This window comes from Campylobacter concisus, from assembly GCF_003048605.1.
GTDB lineage: Bacteria > Campylobacterota > Campylobacteria > Campylobacterales > Campylobacteraceae > Campylobacter_A > Campylobacter_A concisus_BM.
Window position 1 is genome coordinate 175,894 of sequence record NZ_PIRX01000004.1, and the last position, 16,601, is coordinate 192,494.

Below are 16,601 nucleotides of genomic sequence, written 5' to 3' on the forward strand. Positions count from 1 at the left end.
GATGAAGAAAATTTGGTTAGTTTTACCTTTATTAGCAGCGAGCTTATGCGCTAGAGAAAACCCATTTATGCCTATTAGCGAGCTAAATACAAGCGTCATGACGACAAACGTCGTAGAAAAATATGACAGCTTCAACTCGCTCTCGTTTAAATTTCCAAGCGATGCGATGCTACTACTTGATGTCACCATAAGATACAGAGCAAATGACGGCAGCATAAAAGAAAAAAGACTAACTGATATAAACAAAACTATCGACTGGAACGATGAATTTGCCATAAGCAAGATGAAAAATCCAGAACCAGTCGCAGCTAAAAAACTAGACGTTTCTGTCACGATGGCGGAGGTGCCAGCTCAAAAGGTTAGCACGCCAGTGATAATAGAAAAAAATGAGACTAAAATTTCAAACAAAGATAGAAATAAAACCTCAGATGTGCCAACTCCAAATGTCGTAGTGATCGACCTTGGCATAAAAAAAACAAAAGAGCCAGCTAAGCCTGAGCAAAAGGTAGTTGAAGTAAAGATCGAGCCAGCCTCAAAGCCTGTTCAAGAGATAAAAAGTAGCGAAAAAGAGATTAAATTCTTAGGATTTATCAGCTTTTTAACACATGAAAAAGAGCTAAATATCGTCACAAAAGCTAAAAATTTAAAGCACTTTGCTTACGAGAAAAACAAGATCGTACTTGACTTTGCAAAACCTCCAAGAAGCTTTAAAACTAGAAATTTAAAGCTTGAAAACGAGATATTTAAAAACGTCATAATCGGCTGGCATGATAAGTATTTCAGAGTGGTTTTAGAGCTTGACAAGATGCATAAATATAAGCTTGAAACAGCTGAAAATGGATATGTGCTTAAGCTTTTATAGTTTTTATATTTAAATTTAAGCCTGCTATTTTTAAATTTCTCTTGGTTGTAACCAAAAAAGCCGACACTAGTGTAAGAAGCTTTTAGGCATGCAAGCCTAAATACATCGTGAATTTACACGCACTTTGATAGCAAGAAGCTAAAACTCGCTGCAAAAGTGGCTGAAGACTTGGCAAACTAGAGCGCTCAAAGATAGAGCAAACTAGCAATACTAAATTTAACCCATGCAAATTAAAACGCTGCTTGAAAGACCAGCTGGCACGCTTCAGATGATACTAAATTTAACCAATACAAAATTTAAAACATCAAATTTAACTATAAAGCCCTATAAATATGTGAGAATTTTTAGCTTGCAAGCAGCCCAAAGCTTGCTATGCATATAAATTTACGCCACAAGACAAAAGCTCTCACGAAAATGAAATTTGGCAAGCAAATTTTACTCTGCTCGCCAAATTTATCAAACTAGCCTATCTTTCTTATCTTTGCAGGTAACGTTTGCCCAGCGCAAGTACCAACCAACCGGTCATTTAGGCTAAATTCGCCATTTCTTCTAAGTGGTTTTGTTTTTACAAAATGTATTAAATTTTGAGAATTTTTGTAGCACTTTGTAAGTAAAATTTGAAGTTAATTTTAGAGAGAAAAAGATAGAAATTTAGCTTCTATCTTTTTAAATTTATGCTTTATGGTTTAGCATATAAAGGCGGATGACTTGCTCGGCAGTCATCTTTAAATTTCTAATGGCATTATCTTTTCGCATGGCTTCTTCAAGGCTCATTGGCTCATTTAGTATGCAAAAATAGGCATCTATGCCGTGTTTATGGCAGTCTTTGGCGCACCTTTGCACGCTTCCAGCAAGTGCGATGACTGGCTTATGATGCCTCTTGGCTAGCTTTGCCACGCCTGTTGGGGTCTTGCCCATGGTGCTTTGAAAGTCCATGCGGCCCTCACCAGTGATGACAAGATCAGCCTTTTTGATCTCATCTTCAAGTGCTATTGTCTGCGTGATGATCTCGATACCAGGCTTGAGCTTCGCTCCCAAAAATGCCACAAAAGCAAAGCCAAGTCCGCCAGCTGCTCCAGCGCCCTTTTGCGTGTGAAATTTGGTGCCATTTTTCTCTTTTACAAGGCTTGCAAAGTGCTTTAGCCCATCATCTAGCTGCTTTACCATGCGGCCATTTGCGCCCTTTTGTGGGGCATAGACGTAGGCTGCGCCCTTTTGTCCGTAAAGTGGATTATCCACGTCACAGGCGATTAAAAATTCGCACTCTTTTAGCTCTTTTAGCGCCTCTTCATCTGAAAACTCACAAATTTGAGCCAAATCCTCGCCTTTGCCCTCAAGCAAAGCGCCATTTTTATCATAAAATTTAAACCCTAAAGCGCTTAGCATACCTGTGCCAGCGTCATTTGTCGCACTTCCACCAATACCTATGATAAATTTCCTAGCACCCTTGCTAATGGCATCTTTTATCATCTGACCAAAGCCAAATGTGCTAGTTTTCATAGGATTTCTCTCATCAGGATTTATGAGAGTAAGTCCTGAAGCACTTGACATCTCAAGTATGGCAAGGTCGTCTTTTAGAGCATATCTAGCTAGAATTTCAGTGCCAAGTGGGTTTTTTACAATGGTATCTATAAATTTAGCATCAAGTGCGTCAGCCATAGCCTCCACGCTACCCTCACCGCCGTCAGCCACTGGCTTTACGACGACGTCACAAAAATCTTCAAGGGCTTCTTTTATAGCAAGGCCCGCTTCAAGCGAACTTAGCGAGCCTTTTAATGAATCTATCGCAACCAAAATTCTCATAAAAGCACCAAAGATAGTATATAAACGCTGATCATACCAACAACGCCCATGATAAATGTCATCGCCGTTTGTGTGCGATATCCTTGATCTGCGGTCATCTTACTAAAGTTTGTTACGACCCAGAAATAGCTGTCGTTTGCGTGAGATACACACATCGCACCTGATGCTATCGCCATGACACAAAGTGCGGCTGAAATTTCGCTCGTAAAGCCAAGTATGTACATGAGCGAGTTGCCATCGCTAAATGCGCCCATGATAGAGGCTGTCGTGATGATAGCCACAGTCGAGCTTCCTTGAGCGGTTTTTAGCACAGCTGAGATGATGAATGGGAAGAAAATTCCTACCGCTTTTATAGTTGAGGCATTTTCTTTGATGAAATTTACAAAGCCAGCCTCGGTGATGACGTTGCCCAAAACGCCGCCAGCTGCGGTGATAAAGAGTATAGGACCTGCGATCTTTAATGATTCGTTTGTTATATGGTCAAATTCTCTCATCTTTTTAGTTTCAGCTAGTAAAAATACGCAAAAGATCACGCCGATAGCAAGCGCAATGATAGGGTTACCTAAGAATAAAAATATCTTTGGCAAGAGCGCAGCTTTATCAAGCATGCCTTGTTTTGCTAAAACATCAACCACAGAGCCAACCGCCATGAAAATGATAGGCATGATGATAGGAGCAAGGCTCAAAAATCCGCTAGGTAATTTGCCAAATTTATTTAAAAGCTCCTCGTAGCTAGCTGTTATCATAGCGTCAGCCTCTTTGTCGCTGATAGTTACGCTTTTAGCGATGCTTTTTGAAAAGAAATAAACAGCTACCAAAACAGGCACCGAAACTACTGTACCCATGATGATGACAAGAAGTAAATTCCCTCCAAGGCCAAGCGTGCCAGCAGCAGCTATCGGGCCAGGAGTTGGTGGGATGAAGACGTGAGAAGCGTATAGACCGCCGCTAAGTGCTACTGACATCGCAACTGGGCTTGCTGAAATTTTCTTATAAAGTGCCTCGCGGATAGAGTTTAAAACGACAAAACCGCTATCGCAAAATACCGGTATGCCTACAACCCAGCCCATTATAAGCATGGCAAGCTCAGGGCGTCTTTGTCCGACTAGCTTTACAACCATGTCAGCTAGCTTTAGCGCAGCTCCCGTTTTTTCAAGAACTGTACCGATGATCGTTCCAAAGATGATGACGATGCCGATGCTCTTAAATGTGCCACTAAAACCAACGCCTATCATCGCTGGGATCTTGGATAGATCGATACCTGCGACTATTGCTAGCACCAAAGATATACTCATAAGTGCCAAAAATGGATGCACCTTGAACTTTGAGATCATAAGGATCATAAGGATGATTGCTATAGCAAAACAGACAATCAAAGCTATACCGCTCATGAAAACTCCTTTATTGTGAGATTTTGCTAGTGATTTTAGCAAAATTTGCTTATATTTTTTCTAATATTTTTAAGTTTTTCTATTAGTTAAATTTTTTTCATTATTTTTCTGAAATTTGCATCATCTACCCAAATTTAGCCACTTTATAAGATTAAATTTTTAAGGCTATTTTAAAATAACAAAGCCAAGACCGACCTTATCTGTGTGCCTGTTGTAGTCTATCAAGCTCTCGCCATATCCAGTGAAATACTGCAAATAGCCATAAATGCCGGTTGAAAATATCGGAAACATATATGAAATTTCAGCTGCACCTTTATTTGTTTTATCAAAATGTAAGTTATTTCTTAGCATTAGGCTAAAGATGTGGTCGTTTAGGTTGTAGCTAAGCCTTACGTCGCCGTGTCCGATGTAGTTTAAAATTTCTTTGTTGTCGTTCTTTTCGCCGATCACGCTCCAAACTCTTGGCGAGATGGTTAAATTTCCATAGACGAGATCACCTTGCACGTAGGCTCTGTTCCAGCTCCTTGAGTTGGTGCCATCTCGTCCATTTGACTCATGCAAAAGTCCAAATTTTAGGTTCTTCACGCCTATTTGCTCTAGGTATTTTGGAGAGGCAAAATTTAAGAAAATTTCTGGCTGATAGTTTGTCTCGCGAAACGGCGCTGATGTTTTTGTTATCTGCCACCAAGAGGTCTGCGTATAGGCTGCCACAAGGCTCTCTCTAAGTCCAAAAACGTCGTAAAATAGCGGCTTTGCAAGGCTTATTTGAAACTTGGTCTCAACGCTCTTTCGCCCATCATCTGGCACAGTTTTAGCGTAAGTTACTGGCAAAAGGTAGTTAAATTTATAAAGCTCGATGCCAAGTGCGTTTTGCAGATGATGATCAGCCTTGTTTTCTTGTGTGATCTTAGCCTGCTTTATCTTTGCTTCTGGCGTCGCTGGCTCAGCATTTAGGCTAGCCCGAGAAGCCATGCTTTGCGCGTTTATAGAGTTTGCGGCGATGCTTTTATAAATTTGCATAGCACCCTTTATATCGCCACTTTGCTCAAGTGCCTGCGCCCTTTGAAACTCGCTAAGCTCGCTTGCTGTTAGAAGGCTAAAGGCAAGAGCCAAAAATAGTATAAACTTACGCATCCTTTTGCTCCTTTTTTTGAATTTCGTTTGCTATTTTGTATTCTTCCGGGAAATTTACATTAAAAAACTGCTCTTTATCATCAAAATTTACTATCTTGCACTTGCAGTTTTTTCGTAAAAGTCCGATTTTATGCTCATTTTTTAGGTAAAGCTCATGCGCAAGTGGGGCTAAGCCTGGGTTAAAAAAGCCACAAAGCGAGTGTATATGCTCATCATCACCAGCCACGACCATGTCAAATTCATCTTTAAATTTAGCCAGCTCTTCTAAGCTTTTTAGATCAAAAAATGGCATATCAGCTGGGATGATAAAGACGCTGCGATCAAAGCTTTTTAGCACAGAGTAAAGCGCTAGCATCGGCGAAAAATCCTCACTGCTCTCATCTTTTATGAGCTCTAGCGGTGGGTTAAATTTCTCAAATTTAGAGCTTACAAAAACCTCATCAAAGACTTTGCTAAATTTAGAGGCTTGATAGTGCGTAAGCGTTTCAAAGCCACCAAATGGCAAAAGCGTCTTGTCCTGACCCATGCGCGAGCTCTTGCCCCCTGCTAAAATGACGCAAGTTTGCATCTTTTATCCTTTTAAATTTTAAAAATTACAAAAGTATAACCAAATTTTCTAACTCATCTTGTTTTAAATTTATTATCACTTGATAAAAGCTTCGCCCTTAAATTTGTAAAAAAGCGCTTTTGCCAAAGCAAGGGTTGCTTTCTAGCAGATAAAATAATTTTTACCTCGCTAATCATAAAGCTAAAAAATAATATAATGGCTTATTTTTAAAGGAGATCACATGAGTGAAAGAAATTTACAAATTTTAGGTTGGATAGGTACATGCCTATCTGTTATTATGTATTTTTCATACATCCCACAAATAATGGGCAACCTTGATGGCCACAAAACACCTTTTATACAGCCACTAGCTGCTGCGATAAACTGCACGATCTGGACAAGTTACGGCTTGCTAAAAGCTAAAAAAGACTATCCACTTTCTGCTGCAAACTTGCCAGGTATAATCTTTGGACTTTTGGCAACTATAACAGCGTTTTAATGCGCTAGCTTCAAACCTTTTGTGCTAAAAAATAGCCGATAAATTTACAAATTTATCGGTTATACAAAATACTTTTGAATTTCTTTGATATTTACAGATAAAACCAGATATTACAACGAAAATTTCACAAGAAAAACATTTCACCAAATTTATCAAAAATATAAGGCAAAGTATCGTGAGATGGGTTTAAAGGCTTTACTCCCCTTGAGGTCGCAACTGCAAGCAGAAGCGACGTAAAAATTTAGCAAAGATAAGACAATTCAGTCTATCGAGCTAAATTTTTACTAGCTCCGTTAAAAGCGCTCGCGAGGCGAGCCGTTAAATTCTAAAGATCACGCGGATCGGCGATTTTACCTGCTATCGCGCTCGCCGCCACAACAGCCGAGTTAGCGAGATAAATTTCACTCGTCCTATCGCCCATACGGCCGACGAAATTTCTATTTGTCGTTGAGATACAGCGCTCATTTGCGCCTAAAATGCCCATATATCCGCCAAGGCAAGCACCACATGTTGGGTTGCTCACAACCGCTCCTGCTTCGATGAAAATGTCGATAAGTCCCTCTTTTTCAGCAGCTCTTGCGATCTTTTGCGTCGCTGGAGTGATGATGAGCCTTGTTTTGCGAGCTACTTTTTTGCCTTTTAGAATTTGCGCTGCTATGCGAAGGTCGCTTAGACGGCCATTTGTGCATGAGCCGATAAATGCCTGATCGATAGCTAGATCGTCGCGAACCGCCTGCCTTACGCTCTTGCCGTTACTTGGCAAAAATGGATATGCGATGACTGGATCAAGATTTGTAACATCTATCTCTAAAATTTTATCGTATTTTGCGCCCTCGTCTGAGTAGAAAAATTTTGGCTTATTGCGTAAATTTTTATCTTTTAAAAACTCTTTTGTGATCTCATCAACGGCGATGATACCGCTCTTTGCGCCAGCTTCGATCGCCATATTGCACATTGAAAATCTATCATCCATGCTAAGAGTATCTATCACCTCACCGCTAAACTCAAGCGCCTTGTAAAGTGCGCCATCAACGCCTATTTGGCGGATGATCTCAAGGATGAGATCCTTGCCATAGACGTGCTTATCAAGCTTGCCTTTAAAGACGACTTTGATACTCTCAGGCACTTTAAACCAGTTTTTGCCAGTGATCATCGCATAAGCTAGGTCGGTGCTGCCCATGCCGGTGCTAAACGCCCCAAGAGCGCCGTGCGTACAGGTGTGACTGTCTGCGCCAATGATGACGTCACCTGGGATGACTAGCCCTTTTTCAGGCAAAACCGCGTGCTCTATGCCCATATCTTTTTCGTCAAAATAGTTTTTAAGGTCGTGTTTGTAGGCAAATTCGCGTGAAATTTTGGCTTGATTTGCGCTTAGGATGTCCTTTGTCGGGATGTAGTGGTCCATCACGATGGCAAAGCCGTCTGGGTTAGCTAGCTTTTTTGCGCCACTTCGCTCAAACTGCTTGATCGAGATAGGCGTCGTAATGTCGTTGCCTATGATCATATCAATCTTACTCTCGATAATCTCTCCTGCGCTTACCTCTTTGCCAACGTGATCTGAAAATATTTTCTCGGTGATAGTTTGTTTCATAAATTTCCTTTAAATTTTGAGGCGATTTTAACGAAATTTGTATAAAAAGATATTTAGCCAGCGCTTTAAATCACTATAAATTTGACAAAAAATTTATGCTAAAAATTTGGGCAGATAAGATTTACAAGATAGCATTTTCTTTTTATATATTTTAAAATTATAATTTAAGTAATTAAAATAAATTCAACGTAAAATTTAGCCTTAAATTTTATGCTAAATCCCTAAAATACTATATTTATTACTTTGGATAATTAAATTAATAAAATTTAGTAAAATTTATCATAACTAGCGTTGTATAGCTACTTTTTGCCATTTTTTCTTAAAAATAAAAATTAAGAGATATTGTTTAACTTTTATTATAAAATACGCCGAAAATTTTAAAAGGATTTAAGATGAAAAAACTCTTTTCTAGCTTGTCTAACAAGATAGCCTTTTTGCTGACAGCTTGGATGCTAATAGGCATAGGCATATTTTTTAGCATAAACTACTCAAATTCCAAGTCGGAAAAAATTCAGTCCTACAACAACGTGCGAAAAACAGGGCTTAAATCGACAATGTACTTTGTCGATGAGTTTTTAAAGTCAAGACTTCACATGGTGCAAAACTTTGCAAAAGAGCTAGAGGATAAAAAGCTCTATACCAGCAGGGACGATATAGCTGAGGCACTAAAGGGTGCGCTTATCATTTCGCCATTTGATGCGCTATTTGTGGGCTACGCAGACAATGGCAACGTCATAAAGACTGATCTTTTGAAAAACAACGAGCCATTTTTGATACCAAATTTTGATGGTCGCACGAGAGCTTGGTTTCAGGGTGCGAGCAGCAGCGGCAAGCCTGGATTTTCAGAGCCATACGTAGATGTCACAACAAAGAATTTAACTATCACTGCCTACGCTCCTATTTTTAATGACAAACACCAGCTAGTAGCGGTAATTGGCGCAAATATCTTCTTAAACAGCTTTAGTCAGGAGCTTTTAGAGATAAAAACGACTAAGACTTCAAGTATCATGATCGCCGATGACAACGGAAAAGTGATAGTTCATCCTGATGCAAATTTAATCACAAAAGAAGATGAAAACTACAAAAGCCTCATCAAAGAAAATATGAAAAACAGCATAGAAGGCGACAAGGTTTCGCTATTTTTCTATAACGGCATGAGAAACGTCATCTACTGCCAAAACCAAAAGCTAACAGGCTGGAACGTCTGTATAGTAGCTGACGCTGATGAGTTTGTGGCTGAAATTCAAAGCGCTTCAAACAAGCAAATTTTGATGTTTAGTGTGTTTTTGATCTCAGTCATCATCGCTATCATCGTGGTTGTTAGATATTTCTTAAGACCAGTTCTAACGATACAAAATGGGCTAATCGAAGTCTTTAAATTTATAAACAACAAAACTTCAAACGTCGAGCCTATCAAGCTAAAAAGCAGCGACGAGCTAGGCGTTATGGCTAGCATCATCAACGAAAACATAGAAAGCACAAAAGAGAATTTAAATAACGAGCGAGAATTTCTAGCCAAAACGCAAGAATTTGTAAGCAAAATAAAAGGTGGCGACTTTAGAGCGACGCTTGAAGCGACGACAAATAGCCAAGCTCTGCTAAAGCTAAAAGAGGCATTTGGCGATCTACGTGACTCACTAAAGACAAATATCGCTTCAAATGAGCACGATATCTTGAAAGCGCTAGAAATTTACTTTAAAAACGACTTTACAGCTAGGATAAACGACGAGGGCGTCATCGCAAAAGGCATCGACGCACTTGGTGATAAGATCGCGCAGATGCTAAAAAATAATGAAGATGTCGCAAAACTGCTAGAAGACCGCGCTAAAGCGCTAAAAGGCTACATGCAAGAGCTAACGACTAAAGCAAACAAGAGTGCCACATCGCTCTCTGAGGGTGCGGCTGCGGTTGAGCAAATGAGCGCATCTATGAGGCAGGTAAATGCAAGGTCTGATGATGTCAAAAGACAGTCTGAGGAGATAAAAAATATCATCACCATCATCCACGACATCGCCGATCAGACAAATTTACTAGCCCTTAACGCTGCAATAGAAGCAGCACGTGCGGGCGAGCATGGCAGGGGCTTTGCGGTTGTGGCTGATGAGGTTAGAAATTTAGCCGAGCGCACACAAAAAAGCCTTGGTGAGATCGAAGCAAATGCAAATATCCTAACTCAAAACATCGACGATATGAGCGCAGCGATAAATGAGCAAACCATAGCGATCGCCCAGATAAATACGCTAGTTGCCGACATCGATAATCTAACAAAAGAAAATCTTGAAGTGGCAAACCAAACAAACAAGGCCACAAACGAGGTCGATGAGATAGCTGATCAGATCGTTAAAGAGGTCGCTAAAAACAAATTTTAACTTTTGTCCTAGCAAACCAGCTAGGACTCTTTGTTAAAACATTTTTGCAACATTTCTGATATAATCCCCGCATGAAGTACGCACATTTAGTTCAAATAGCAAGTTATCTATCAAAATTTAAAAAGATAAGCCAAGCAAAGCGCGTAAGCGATATGGCTATACTTATCGAATTTAGCGGCGAAAAGATCATTTTTGATCTAAATAAGTCAAACTCTGCTATCTATAAAGATGAAGAGCTAAAAGAGGCGAAAATTTATCAAGCACCCTTTGACAACGTCCTAAAAAAGCGCTTTAACGCCTCACATATAAAAAGCGTCGAGTGCCTAAAAGACAATAGAATTTTAAAATTTACCTGCACACAAAGTGGCTCATATAAAAGCGAAAATTTCATCCTCTATCTTGAATTTACTGGCCGCTTTACAAATGCCGTGATAACTGATGAAAATAGCGTTATCATCGAGGCGCTAAGGCACATCGATAATAGCTACCGCAAGATAGAAACTGGCGAGGTTTTAAAAGAGCTGCCAGCCATCGCCATCAAAGAAAAGCCGTGCGAGCCAATAACCAACTTTGATGAGTTTTTTAAAAGAGAAGCGGCTAGGATAAATGAAGCAAGGATAGCTAGCCTAAAAGAGGCAAAGCTTACTAGCGTGCAAAAAAAGATAGATAGCATGAGTGAAATTTTAAACTCGCTTGAAGATAAAGATGAGCTTATGAAAAAGAGCGAGGAGTTTGCAAACTACGGCACGCTCTTGCTTGCAAATTTGGCAAATTTTAAGGGCTATGAGAGAGAAATTTGCCTGAAAGATTTTGACGGCAACGAGATAAAACTAACTCTTAGTGATACGCCAAAAAGTAGCGCAAATGAATTTTACTCAAGATCAAAAAAACTTCGCGCAAAAGCCCTTGGAGTGGAGATAGAAAAGAGAAATTTAAGTGAAAAGATCGAGTTTTTAGAAGGGCTAAAGTCACTTTTAAAAGAGGCAAAAAATGCTTATGAGCTTGAAATTTTAAGCCCAAAAAACAAGGCAAAACAAAGAGAGCGCCAGATAAAAGATGTGAGCGAAAATGCTGAAATTTTTTACGTTAGAGAGTTTAAAATCTTAGTTGGCAGAAATGAAAAAGGCAATATAAATTTACTTGATCTTGCCAAAAAAGACGACATCTGGCTTCATCTAAAAGACGCCCCAAGCGCTCATGTCATCATCAAGACAAACAAGAGCAAAGTACCAGAAGATGTGCTAGAGATGGCTGCTAAATTTTGCGTGGAATTTAGCGTAAAAGGAGCTGGCAGATACGAGGTGGATTACACCAAACGCGAAAATTTAAGGCGTGAAAATGGCGCGAACGTCACTTACACAAACTACAAAACGATCATCATAAATAAAGGCTAAAAATGGCGGTAACACCTTTAGGAAACAGCAACTTCATCAACCAAAACGCCCCAGTCGTCTCGCAGGTGCATGCAAACCAGCAAGCACGCTTTGACATGCAAGCGCTAATGGCATCTGAGCTAGCCACCCAGCAAAACGAGGAGATCAAAGAGGTGCGTCCGATGGAGGAGTCATACAAAATAGACCCTGAAAAAGAGCACGAGCGTCAAAAAAGTGAAGAAGAGGCGAGCGAGTTTGAGAACGAAGAACAAAACGCAAAAGCCAAAGATGAAGAGAATTTGGAAGATGAGCTTGATAGCGAAGAAGAGAGCGAAGAACCGCACGTTTTGGATATAAAAATTTAAACTTTAAATTTAAAGATGGTTGTTTAAATCACACAATTATTTTTAAAATTTACTAGCTAACTGCGCCTAAAATCATAAAAACAAATCATTTAAAAAGTAGAAATTAAAAGAAGTAAAAGTGGCGAGAGGATGAGAGAATCGAACTCCCCACCAGACGGTCAACCGCCCAGTCATCGGGTTTGAAGCCCGTGAGCATCACCAGATTACTTTATCCTCCGTGCACGTTATTTTAGCAGATTTAGATAAATTTTAGCCCATTTTCTATAAACTTTTTGAAATTACAAAAGGATTTATGATTTCTAAATTTAGCGTTTTTGCATTTTTGGTCTTATTTTTTTGCTCTTGCTCCTCAGTCCTCACTCCAGCAACAGCGCCGCTAAATGTATATGACGCATACTCCATTTCTCGTGATAAACGCGGCATCTACTCGATCTCTCGTGATAAATTTATCCAAAGCAAGCTACAAAGCAAAATTTTGTTTTCAAAAGGGCTTAGCAACATCGACATCGAGATAGAGGTCTTTTATGGCGACGCCTATCTTATAGGGCTTGTTGATAGCAAAGAGCTAGGCGACAAGCTAGTTGAGCTTGCCAAAAGCACGGACGGAGTGCGAAAAATTTACACCTATCTTAGGGTAAAAAAGAGCGAGTATCCGTGCGATAGCCTAAGCATTCTTGCAAATTTAAAGCAAAATCTCTTCAAAGATAGCGTCGTTGAGGGCACAAATGTGCGTGTTAGCATCGTTGGCTGTGACGTTGTTTTTAGCGGTGTGGTAGATAGCATCGAGCAAGAAAAGCACGCCATTTGGTACGCTAAGCACATTGACGGCGTGGCTGATGTCTATTCGTTTATCAAAGTTATCAAATAAATTTATACCTCGCGCTTTTTCACAAAGCTTGCTATCAAACTTGGCAAGATGATGAGCGCACCAAGTAGCATAAAGACCATAACAAGATCAGTTAACAAGCCAAAATAAATAGTCGGTATAAAGTTGCTAGTTATCATCACGCTAAATCCAAGGAAAATAGTAAATGAGGTGTAATACATCGCGTATCCTATGCTCGCGTGCGCAGCCTTAATGCTCTCAAAAACGTTCTTTGTAAGCAGCTCCTCTTTGAAGCGGTGGATGTAGTGGATGATATCATCAACACCGATACCTATACTAATGGCAGCAATCGTAATGCTCATCACATCAAGCGGTATGCCAAAAAATCCCATCACGCCAAAGAGCGTGCAAAGCGGGATCAAATTTGAAACTATCGCGATGGTTGCTAGCTTGATAATTCTAAAAACAAAACAAAATATGACAAAAAGTATCGCAACCGTTAGTCCAAATGTATCAACCTGCGAGCTAAGTAAATTTTGAAGCATGTTATTATAAAGTACCATCATACCGACAACTTCGATGCTTACGTTATCGTTTTTAGTTAGCTCTAAAAGCCCTTCTCTAAGCTCTTTTAGAAATAAATTTCGTCTAAGCTTTGGATCGCTATCAACGATCCTTAGGCTAAATCTAAGCTCGTCGTTTTCAACGCTCACGTAAGGACTTAGCAAGATCTTTTTATACTCAAGTGGTAGCTTTTCATACATCGCAGCTAGCAAAAAATCATCACTAACGCCGTTATTTAGCTCTTTTATCGCCTTTATAAGCGTTGCAAGAGAGCTTACGTTGCCTACAAAATTTTGCTCTTTTAGATAGTCGTGGATTTTCTCTGCAACTCTTGTGTGGTAGCTGTTAAACCAGTATTTTGCACTCTTTGCGTCGTTTTCAAACTCACTTTCAAAGTCATCTTTCTCATCATTTTTTTCTTGTTTTGGCTCGCTCTCTTTAAATTTCACTATCACATCAACTGGGATCGTGCCACCAAGCTTTGTGTCGATGACCTGCATGCCTTGGCGGATCTGCGTGCTCTCTTTAAAGTAGCCAATGAAGCTGTTTTCGACCTTTATCTTACTGATGCCATAAACGCCAAAGCAGACGACTAGCACGCAAACTGCGTAGATGATCTTTCTTGAGTTTAGCGCCAAATTTTCGCAGTATTTTGTAAATTTAAAGCTATTTTCAAATGTCCTAACAGGGGCAAGCTTCTTTAAATTTACATTTACCGCGCCAAATAACAAAAATGCAAGCACTAGTGAAACGCTGATACCAGCACTCATCATAATGCCAAGCATGATAACTGGCTTTATATCGGCACTCATGAGTGAGCTAAAGCCAATAACTGTTGTAAATATCGCCCAAAAAGATGGAGAAAATTTGTCACGAAGTGTCAGATAGATGAGCTGGTTTTGACTGTATTTTGGATGCCTTGCGTAAAATTCTCTGTAGCTAACGACTAGGTGGATGACTGTTGAGATGGTGATAATTAACTGAAGTGCAATGTAGTTTGAGCTAATGACCGTCACTTCCCAACCAAACATACCAAAAATTCCAGTCGTAAAAATGGCACTTACCGCACAGATAAACATCGGCAAAACGATCCATCTAATCTGCCTAAAAAATAGCCACAAACTAAAGCTAAGAAGCGCTAAAACACTTAGCCCATAAACCAAAAGATCGCTCTTTATAAAGCCTATCATATCATCAGCGATCATGTTTGCGCCGCCCAAAAACAGCTCATCGTTTGCGTTAAATTTAGCGATAGTTGCCTTTATTTTTTCAAGGTTGCTGTGATCGCTCTTTCTAAGCTCATCTCGGTAGGCTTTAAATTCAGCCACAAGTGCTTGAAATTTAAGCTTTTCTGCCTGCGTGATAGTGCCGTTTGACTCTTTTTGGCTAAGTAAATTTCGCTCATTTAAAAGCTCGTTAAATTTCTCATCTTGCTTTAAATTTAGCGCGATCGCTGTGGTTTTTAGATCTTTGCTTATCAAATTTCCGCTATAAATAGGACTTTTTGCAAACTCAAGCTTTGCTTTTGAGATATTTATATCTTTATCACTTAGCGTTGGCGTGTGATCCAAGATGCCTGTAACTCCACCTTTTACGCTATTTAGAAGCGGCACATTTAAGATAGAGATGACGCTGCTAACCATATCGTTTTTGGCTAGCTCGCCACTCAAATTTTTAATAAGCTCTAAATTTTTAGGCGAAAAAAGATCATCTTTTGGAGTAAAAGCGACCACCAAAAGCCCCGGCGAGTCGTAGCGCTTTGCGATCTGCCTATATGCTTTTAGATCAGGGTCATGCTCAAGCAGCAAGGTCTCAGCCGAAGCATCGATGCTAAGCTTTGTGCTAAGGTAGCCAAAAACTACGCTTAGAACTAGCACAAGCGAGATAACAAGCTTGTTTTTGGCAATGATAAATTTAAAAATTTGTCGCATTAAGGATTAGTTTTGTTTTGATCAGGCAAAACCGCTTCGTTTAGTTTTTGTAAAAGCGTATTAAAATCAGCATTATTTAGCACGTCGCCAAACTGACTTCTATAAGTTTGAATGATGCTTACACCAACGATATCAAGGTCGTAAATGAGCCAGCCACGCTCTTTTGCATCGTAAAATTTATAGACAAATTCATAGTTTTTGCCGTCATTTAGAAGCTCGGATGTGAGCCAGTATCTATTTTTTTGAGGCTCACTCTCTCCAGTGATGTGGATCTGTTGGTCTTTGTAGCCTAAGAGTTTATCTATGTATGAGCTTTTTAGCTTTTGCTCAAATGCAGCGTCAAATTTAGCTTGCTCGTCAGCGCTTAGGCTGTTGTAGCGTTTGCCAAGGCTGATCTTTGCCATCTGTTTGTAGTCAAATAGTGGATCAAGCAGAGCGAAAATCTCTTTTGTCTTTGCATTGTTATCTAAATTTGTATTTTTTAAAATTTCGATCACTTTAACTGTCTTTGCCTCTATCTCAGGCTTTATCTGCTCTTTTGAGAGGGCAAAAAGGCTAGTTGCTAAAAGTAAAATTGCCGCTATAATTTTTAAAATTTTCATACTTACTCCTTGATAAGTTTATCGCGTCTTTGCTCGTAAGCATCGCGTAAAAATGGATATAGATCGATCGCGTCTTTTCTTAGTTTTTCATAAGCGGTTGGATCTTGTGAAAAGCTATTAAACGTCCTATAAGACATAATACCAAGCGATAAAAGCATAGGGTCTACGTAGCTAATAGGATCGGCAAAATAGTCGCCAACTAGGCCTCCAGTATCTCTTAAATTTGATGGTCCGATAAGTGGCCAAACGATGTGAAAGCCGCTTCCAAGCCCCCAGTATCCAAGGGTCTGTCCAAAGTCCTCGTTGTGAGCCTTTAGATCATAGTATTTTGCCCCGTCTGTTAGCCCTCCAAAGCCAATTATCGTGTTTGCTAAAAATCGCAAAGTCTCTTCGCCGGCGTTTTGAAATTTAAACTGAAGCAGGTTATTTACAAAACGCACTGGGAAAAGTAGGTTGTCAAAGAAATTTGCAACCATCGTTCTAGCTGTGGCTGGCACGACATAAGCGTAGCCTTTTGCCACTGGAGTTAGCATGTTTATGTAGATAAAGTCATTTACATTTGTCATCACTCTGTTGTAGCCACTAAGCGGGTCAAAAACGTCACTTCTTGCCTCAAATTCAATATCAAAATCATCATTTTCATTGCCATTAGTCGCGTTTATATCGGCGCTGGCACAGGCTAAAAGCAGGCTACAAAAGATAGCAAGCAAAAATTTCATCATAAAACCTTAAAATTTATTTATA

At 39.7% G+C, this 16,601-nt stretch carries 15 protein-coding genes, 1 tRNA gene and 2 pseudogenes; 9 read left to right on the top strand and 9 right to left on the bottom strand.

What is annotated here, in order from left to right:
* Position 1: 1 nt before the first annotated feature.
* The 3 genes and pseudogenes from CVS86_RS04485 to CVS86_RS09815 all read left to right on the top strand — a co-directional run bounded on the left by CVS86_RS04485 (position 2) and on the right by CVS86_RS09815 (position 1,244).
* Positions 2 to 862: an AMIN domain-containing protein gene (locus tag CVS86_RS04485; RefSeq protein WP_107791102.1), complete on the top strand. Its 861-nt coding sequence runs from the start codon at positions 2 to 4 to the stop codon at positions 860 to 862.
* Positions 863 to 937: 75 nt separating this feature from the next.
* Positions 938 to 1,042, top strand: a pseudogene (locus CVS86_RS10025) (hydrogenase); the annotation flags it as partial.
* Positions 1,043 to 1,085: 43 nt separating this feature from the next.
* Positions 1,086 to 1,244 carry a hypothetical protein gene (locus tag CVS86_RS09815; RefSeq protein ID WP_159070810.1) on the top strand — a complete coding sequence of 53 codons (159 nt, stop codon included), beginning with the start codon at positions 1,086 to 1,088 and terminating at the stop codon, positions 1,242 to 1,244.
* Positions 1,245 to 1,534: 290 nt separating this feature from the next.
* Here the strand turns inward: CVS86_RS09815 and CVS86_RS04495 are convergent, their stop codons facing one another.
* The 4 genes from CVS86_RS04495 to CVS86_RS04510 all read right to left on the bottom strand — a co-directional run bounded on the left by CVS86_RS04495 (position 1,535) and on the right by CVS86_RS04510 (position 5,758).
* A complete protein-coding gene (locus CVS86_RS04495; protein ID WP_107791103.1) occupies positions 1,535 to 2,665 on the bottom strand; it encodes a glycerate kinase in 1,131 nt (376 codons plus the stop codon).
* Entirely contained in the window at positions 2,662 to 4,056 is a 1,395-nt protein-coding gene (locus CVS86_RS04500; protein ID WP_107791104.1) for a GntP family permease, read from the bottom strand. Before CVS86_RS04500 ends, CVS86_RS04495 begins: the two co-directional genes overlap by 4 nt.
* Before the next feature lie 165 nt (positions 4,057 to 4,221).
* A complete protein-coding gene (locus CVS86_RS04505) occupies positions 4,222 to 5,190 on the bottom strand; it encodes a phospholipase A (protein ID WP_107791105.1) in 969 nt (322 codons plus the stop codon).
* The gene (locus CVS86_RS04510) at positions 5,183 to 5,758 is read right to left on the bottom strand and encodes a molybdenum cofactor guanylyltransferase (RefSeq protein WP_107791106.1); all 576 of its coding nucleotides are present in this window, start codon (positions 5,756 to 5,758) and stop codon (positions 5,183 to 5,185) included. The genes CVS86_RS04505 and CVS86_RS04510 overlap by 8 nt, the downstream gene beginning before the upstream one ends.
* A gap of 220 nt (positions 5,759 to 5,978) precedes the next feature.
* Between CVS86_RS04510 and CVS86_RS04515 the strand changes: the two genes are divergently transcribed.
* Positions 5,979 to 6,236, top strand: a complete 258-nt coding sequence (locus CVS86_RS04515; protein WP_021093289.1) for a SemiSWEET family transporter — start codon at positions 5,979 to 5,981, stop codon at positions 6,234 to 6,236.
* 325 nt (positions 6,237 to 6,561) lie between these two features.
* Here the strand turns inward: CVS86_RS04515 and leuC are convergent, their stop codons facing one another.
* Positions 6,562 to 7,827: a 3-isopropylmalate dehydratase large subunit gene (leuC, locus tag CVS86_RS04520; protein ID WP_103598671.1), complete on the bottom strand. Its 1,266-nt coding sequence runs from the start codon at positions 7,825 to 7,827 to the stop codon at positions 6,562 to 6,564.
* A 554-nt stretch (positions 7,828 to 8,381) separates the two neighbouring features.
* Between leuC and CVS86_RS10240 the strand changes: the two are divergent.
* From CVS86_RS10240 to CVS86_RS04535, 4 genes and pseudogenes are all read left to right on the top strand, one after another.
* Positions 8,382 to 8,900, top strand: a pseudogene (locus CVS86_RS10240) (cache domain-containing protein); the annotation flags it as partial.
* Between the two features lie 771 nt (positions 8,901 to 9,671).
* On the top strand, positions 9,672 to 10,196 hold the full coding sequence (locus CVS86_RS10245) for a methyl-accepting chemotaxis protein (protein WP_103575376.1): 525 nt from the start codon (positions 9,672 to 9,674) through the stop codon (positions 10,194 to 10,196).
* A 71-nt stretch (positions 10,197 to 10,267) separates the two neighbouring features.
* The gene (locus CVS86_RS04530; protein WP_107791108.1) at positions 10,268 to 11,590 is read left to right on the top strand and encodes an NFACT RNA binding domain-containing protein; all 1,323 of its coding nucleotides are present in this window, start codon (positions 10,268 to 10,270) and stop codon (positions 11,588 to 11,590) included.
* A gap of 2 nt (positions 11,591 to 11,592) precedes the next feature.
* The gene (locus CVS86_RS04535) at positions 11,593 to 11,934 is read left to right on the top strand and encodes a hypothetical protein (protein ID WP_103594608.1); all 342 of its coding nucleotides are present in this window, start codon (positions 11,593 to 11,595) and stop codon (positions 11,932 to 11,934) included.
* Between the two features lie 119 nt (positions 11,935 to 12,053).
* Here CVS86_RS04535 and CVS86_RS09820 read toward each other — a convergent pair.
* Positions 12,054 to 12,151, bottom strand: a tRNA-Sec gene (locus CVS86_RS09820).
* Between the two features lie 75 nt (positions 12,152 to 12,226).
* Between CVS86_RS09820 and CVS86_RS04540 the strand changes: the two genes are divergently transcribed.
* A complete protein-coding gene (locus tag CVS86_RS04540; RefSeq protein WP_002940841.1) occupies positions 12,227 to 12,802 on the top strand; it encodes a BON domain-containing protein in 576 nt (191 codons plus the stop codon).
* A 2-nt stretch (positions 12,803 to 12,804) separates the two neighbouring features.
* Here CVS86_RS04540 and CVS86_RS04545 read toward each other — a convergent pair whose 3' ends face one another.
* From CVS86_RS04545 to CVS86_RS04555, 3 genes are read right to left on the bottom strand one after another with little or no spacing between them, the layout of a single operon-like run.
* Entirely contained in the window at positions 12,805 to 15,255 is a 2,451-nt protein-coding gene (locus CVS86_RS04545; RefSeq protein ID WP_107791109.1) for an efflux RND transporter permease subunit, read from the bottom strand.
* Entirely contained in the window at positions 15,255 to 15,857 is a 603-nt protein-coding gene (locus CVS86_RS04550; RefSeq protein WP_103608536.1) for an ABC transporter substrate-binding protein, read from the bottom strand. Before CVS86_RS04550 ends, CVS86_RS04545 begins: the two co-directional genes overlap by 1 nt.
* A 2-nt stretch (positions 15,858 to 15,859) precedes the next feature.
* Positions 15,860 to 16,576, bottom strand: coding sequence for a VacJ family lipoprotein (locus tag CVS86_RS04555; protein WP_103639566.1), 717 nt, complete (start codon positions 16,574 to 16,576; stop codon positions 15,860 to 15,862).
* Between the last annotated feature and the right edge of the window lie 25 nt (positions 16,577 to 16,601).

What these genes read in the sequence shown, in the direction of transcription:
- CVS86_RS04485 (WP_107791102.1), top strand. Translation starts at nt 2, where the DNA reads ATGAAGAAAATTTGGTTAGTTTTACCTTTATTAGCAGCGAGCTTATGC.
- CVS86_RS09815 (WP_159070810.1), top strand. Translation starts at nt 1,086, where the DNA reads ATGCAAATTAAAACGCTGCTTGAAAGACCAGCTGGCACGCTTCAGATG.
- CVS86_RS04495 (WP_107791103.1), bottom strand. Translation starts at nt 2,665, where the DNA reads ATGAGAATTTTGGTTGCGATAGATTCATTAAAAGGCTCGCTAAGTTCG.
- CVS86_RS04500 (WP_107791104.1), bottom strand. Translation starts at nt 4,056, where the DNA reads ATGAGCGGTATAGCTTTGATTGTCTGTTTTGCTATAGCAATCATCCTT.
- CVS86_RS04505 (WP_107791105.1), bottom strand. Translation starts at nt 5,190, where the DNA reads ATGCGTAAGTTTATACTATTTTTGGCTCTTGCCTTTAGCCTTCTAACA.
- CVS86_RS04510 (WP_107791106.1), bottom strand. Translation starts at nt 5,758, where the DNA reads ATGCAAACTTGCGTCATTTTAGCAGGGGGCAAGAGCTCGCGCATGGGT.
- CVS86_RS04515 (WP_021093289.1), top strand. Translation starts at nt 5,979, where the DNA reads ATGAGTGAAAGAAATTTACAAATTTTAGGTTGGATAGGTACATGCCTA.
- leuC (WP_103598671.1), bottom strand. Translation starts at nt 7,827, where the DNA reads ATGAAACAAACTATCACCGAGAAAATATTTTCAGATCACGTTGGCAAA.
- CVS86_RS10245 (WP_103575376.1), top strand. Translation starts at nt 9,672, where the DNA reads ATGCAAGAGCTAACGACTAAAGCAAACAAGAGTGCCACATCGCTCTCT.
- CVS86_RS04530 (WP_107791108.1), top strand. Translation starts at nt 10,268, where the DNA reads ATGAAGTACGCACATTTAGTTCAAATAGCAAGTTATCTATCAAAATTT.
- CVS86_RS04535 (WP_103594608.1), top strand. Translation starts at nt 11,593, where the DNA reads ATGGCGGTAACACCTTTAGGAAACAGCAACTTCATCAACCAAAACGCC.
- CVS86_RS04540 (WP_002940841.1), top strand. Translation starts at nt 12,227, where the DNA reads ATGATTTCTAAATTTAGCGTTTTTGCATTTTTGGTCTTATTTTTTTGC.
- CVS86_RS04545 (WP_107791109.1), bottom strand. Translation starts at nt 15,255, where the DNA reads ATGCGACAAATTTTTAAATTTATCATTGCCAAAAACAAGCTTGTTATC.
- CVS86_RS04550 (WP_103608536.1), bottom strand. Translation starts at nt 15,857, where the DNA reads ATGAAAATTTTAAAAATTATAGCGGCAATTTTACTTTTAGCAACTAGC.
- CVS86_RS04555 (WP_103639566.1), bottom strand. Translation starts at nt 16,576, where the DNA reads ATGAAATTTTTGCTTGCTATCTTTTGTAGCCTGCTTTTAGCCTGTGCC.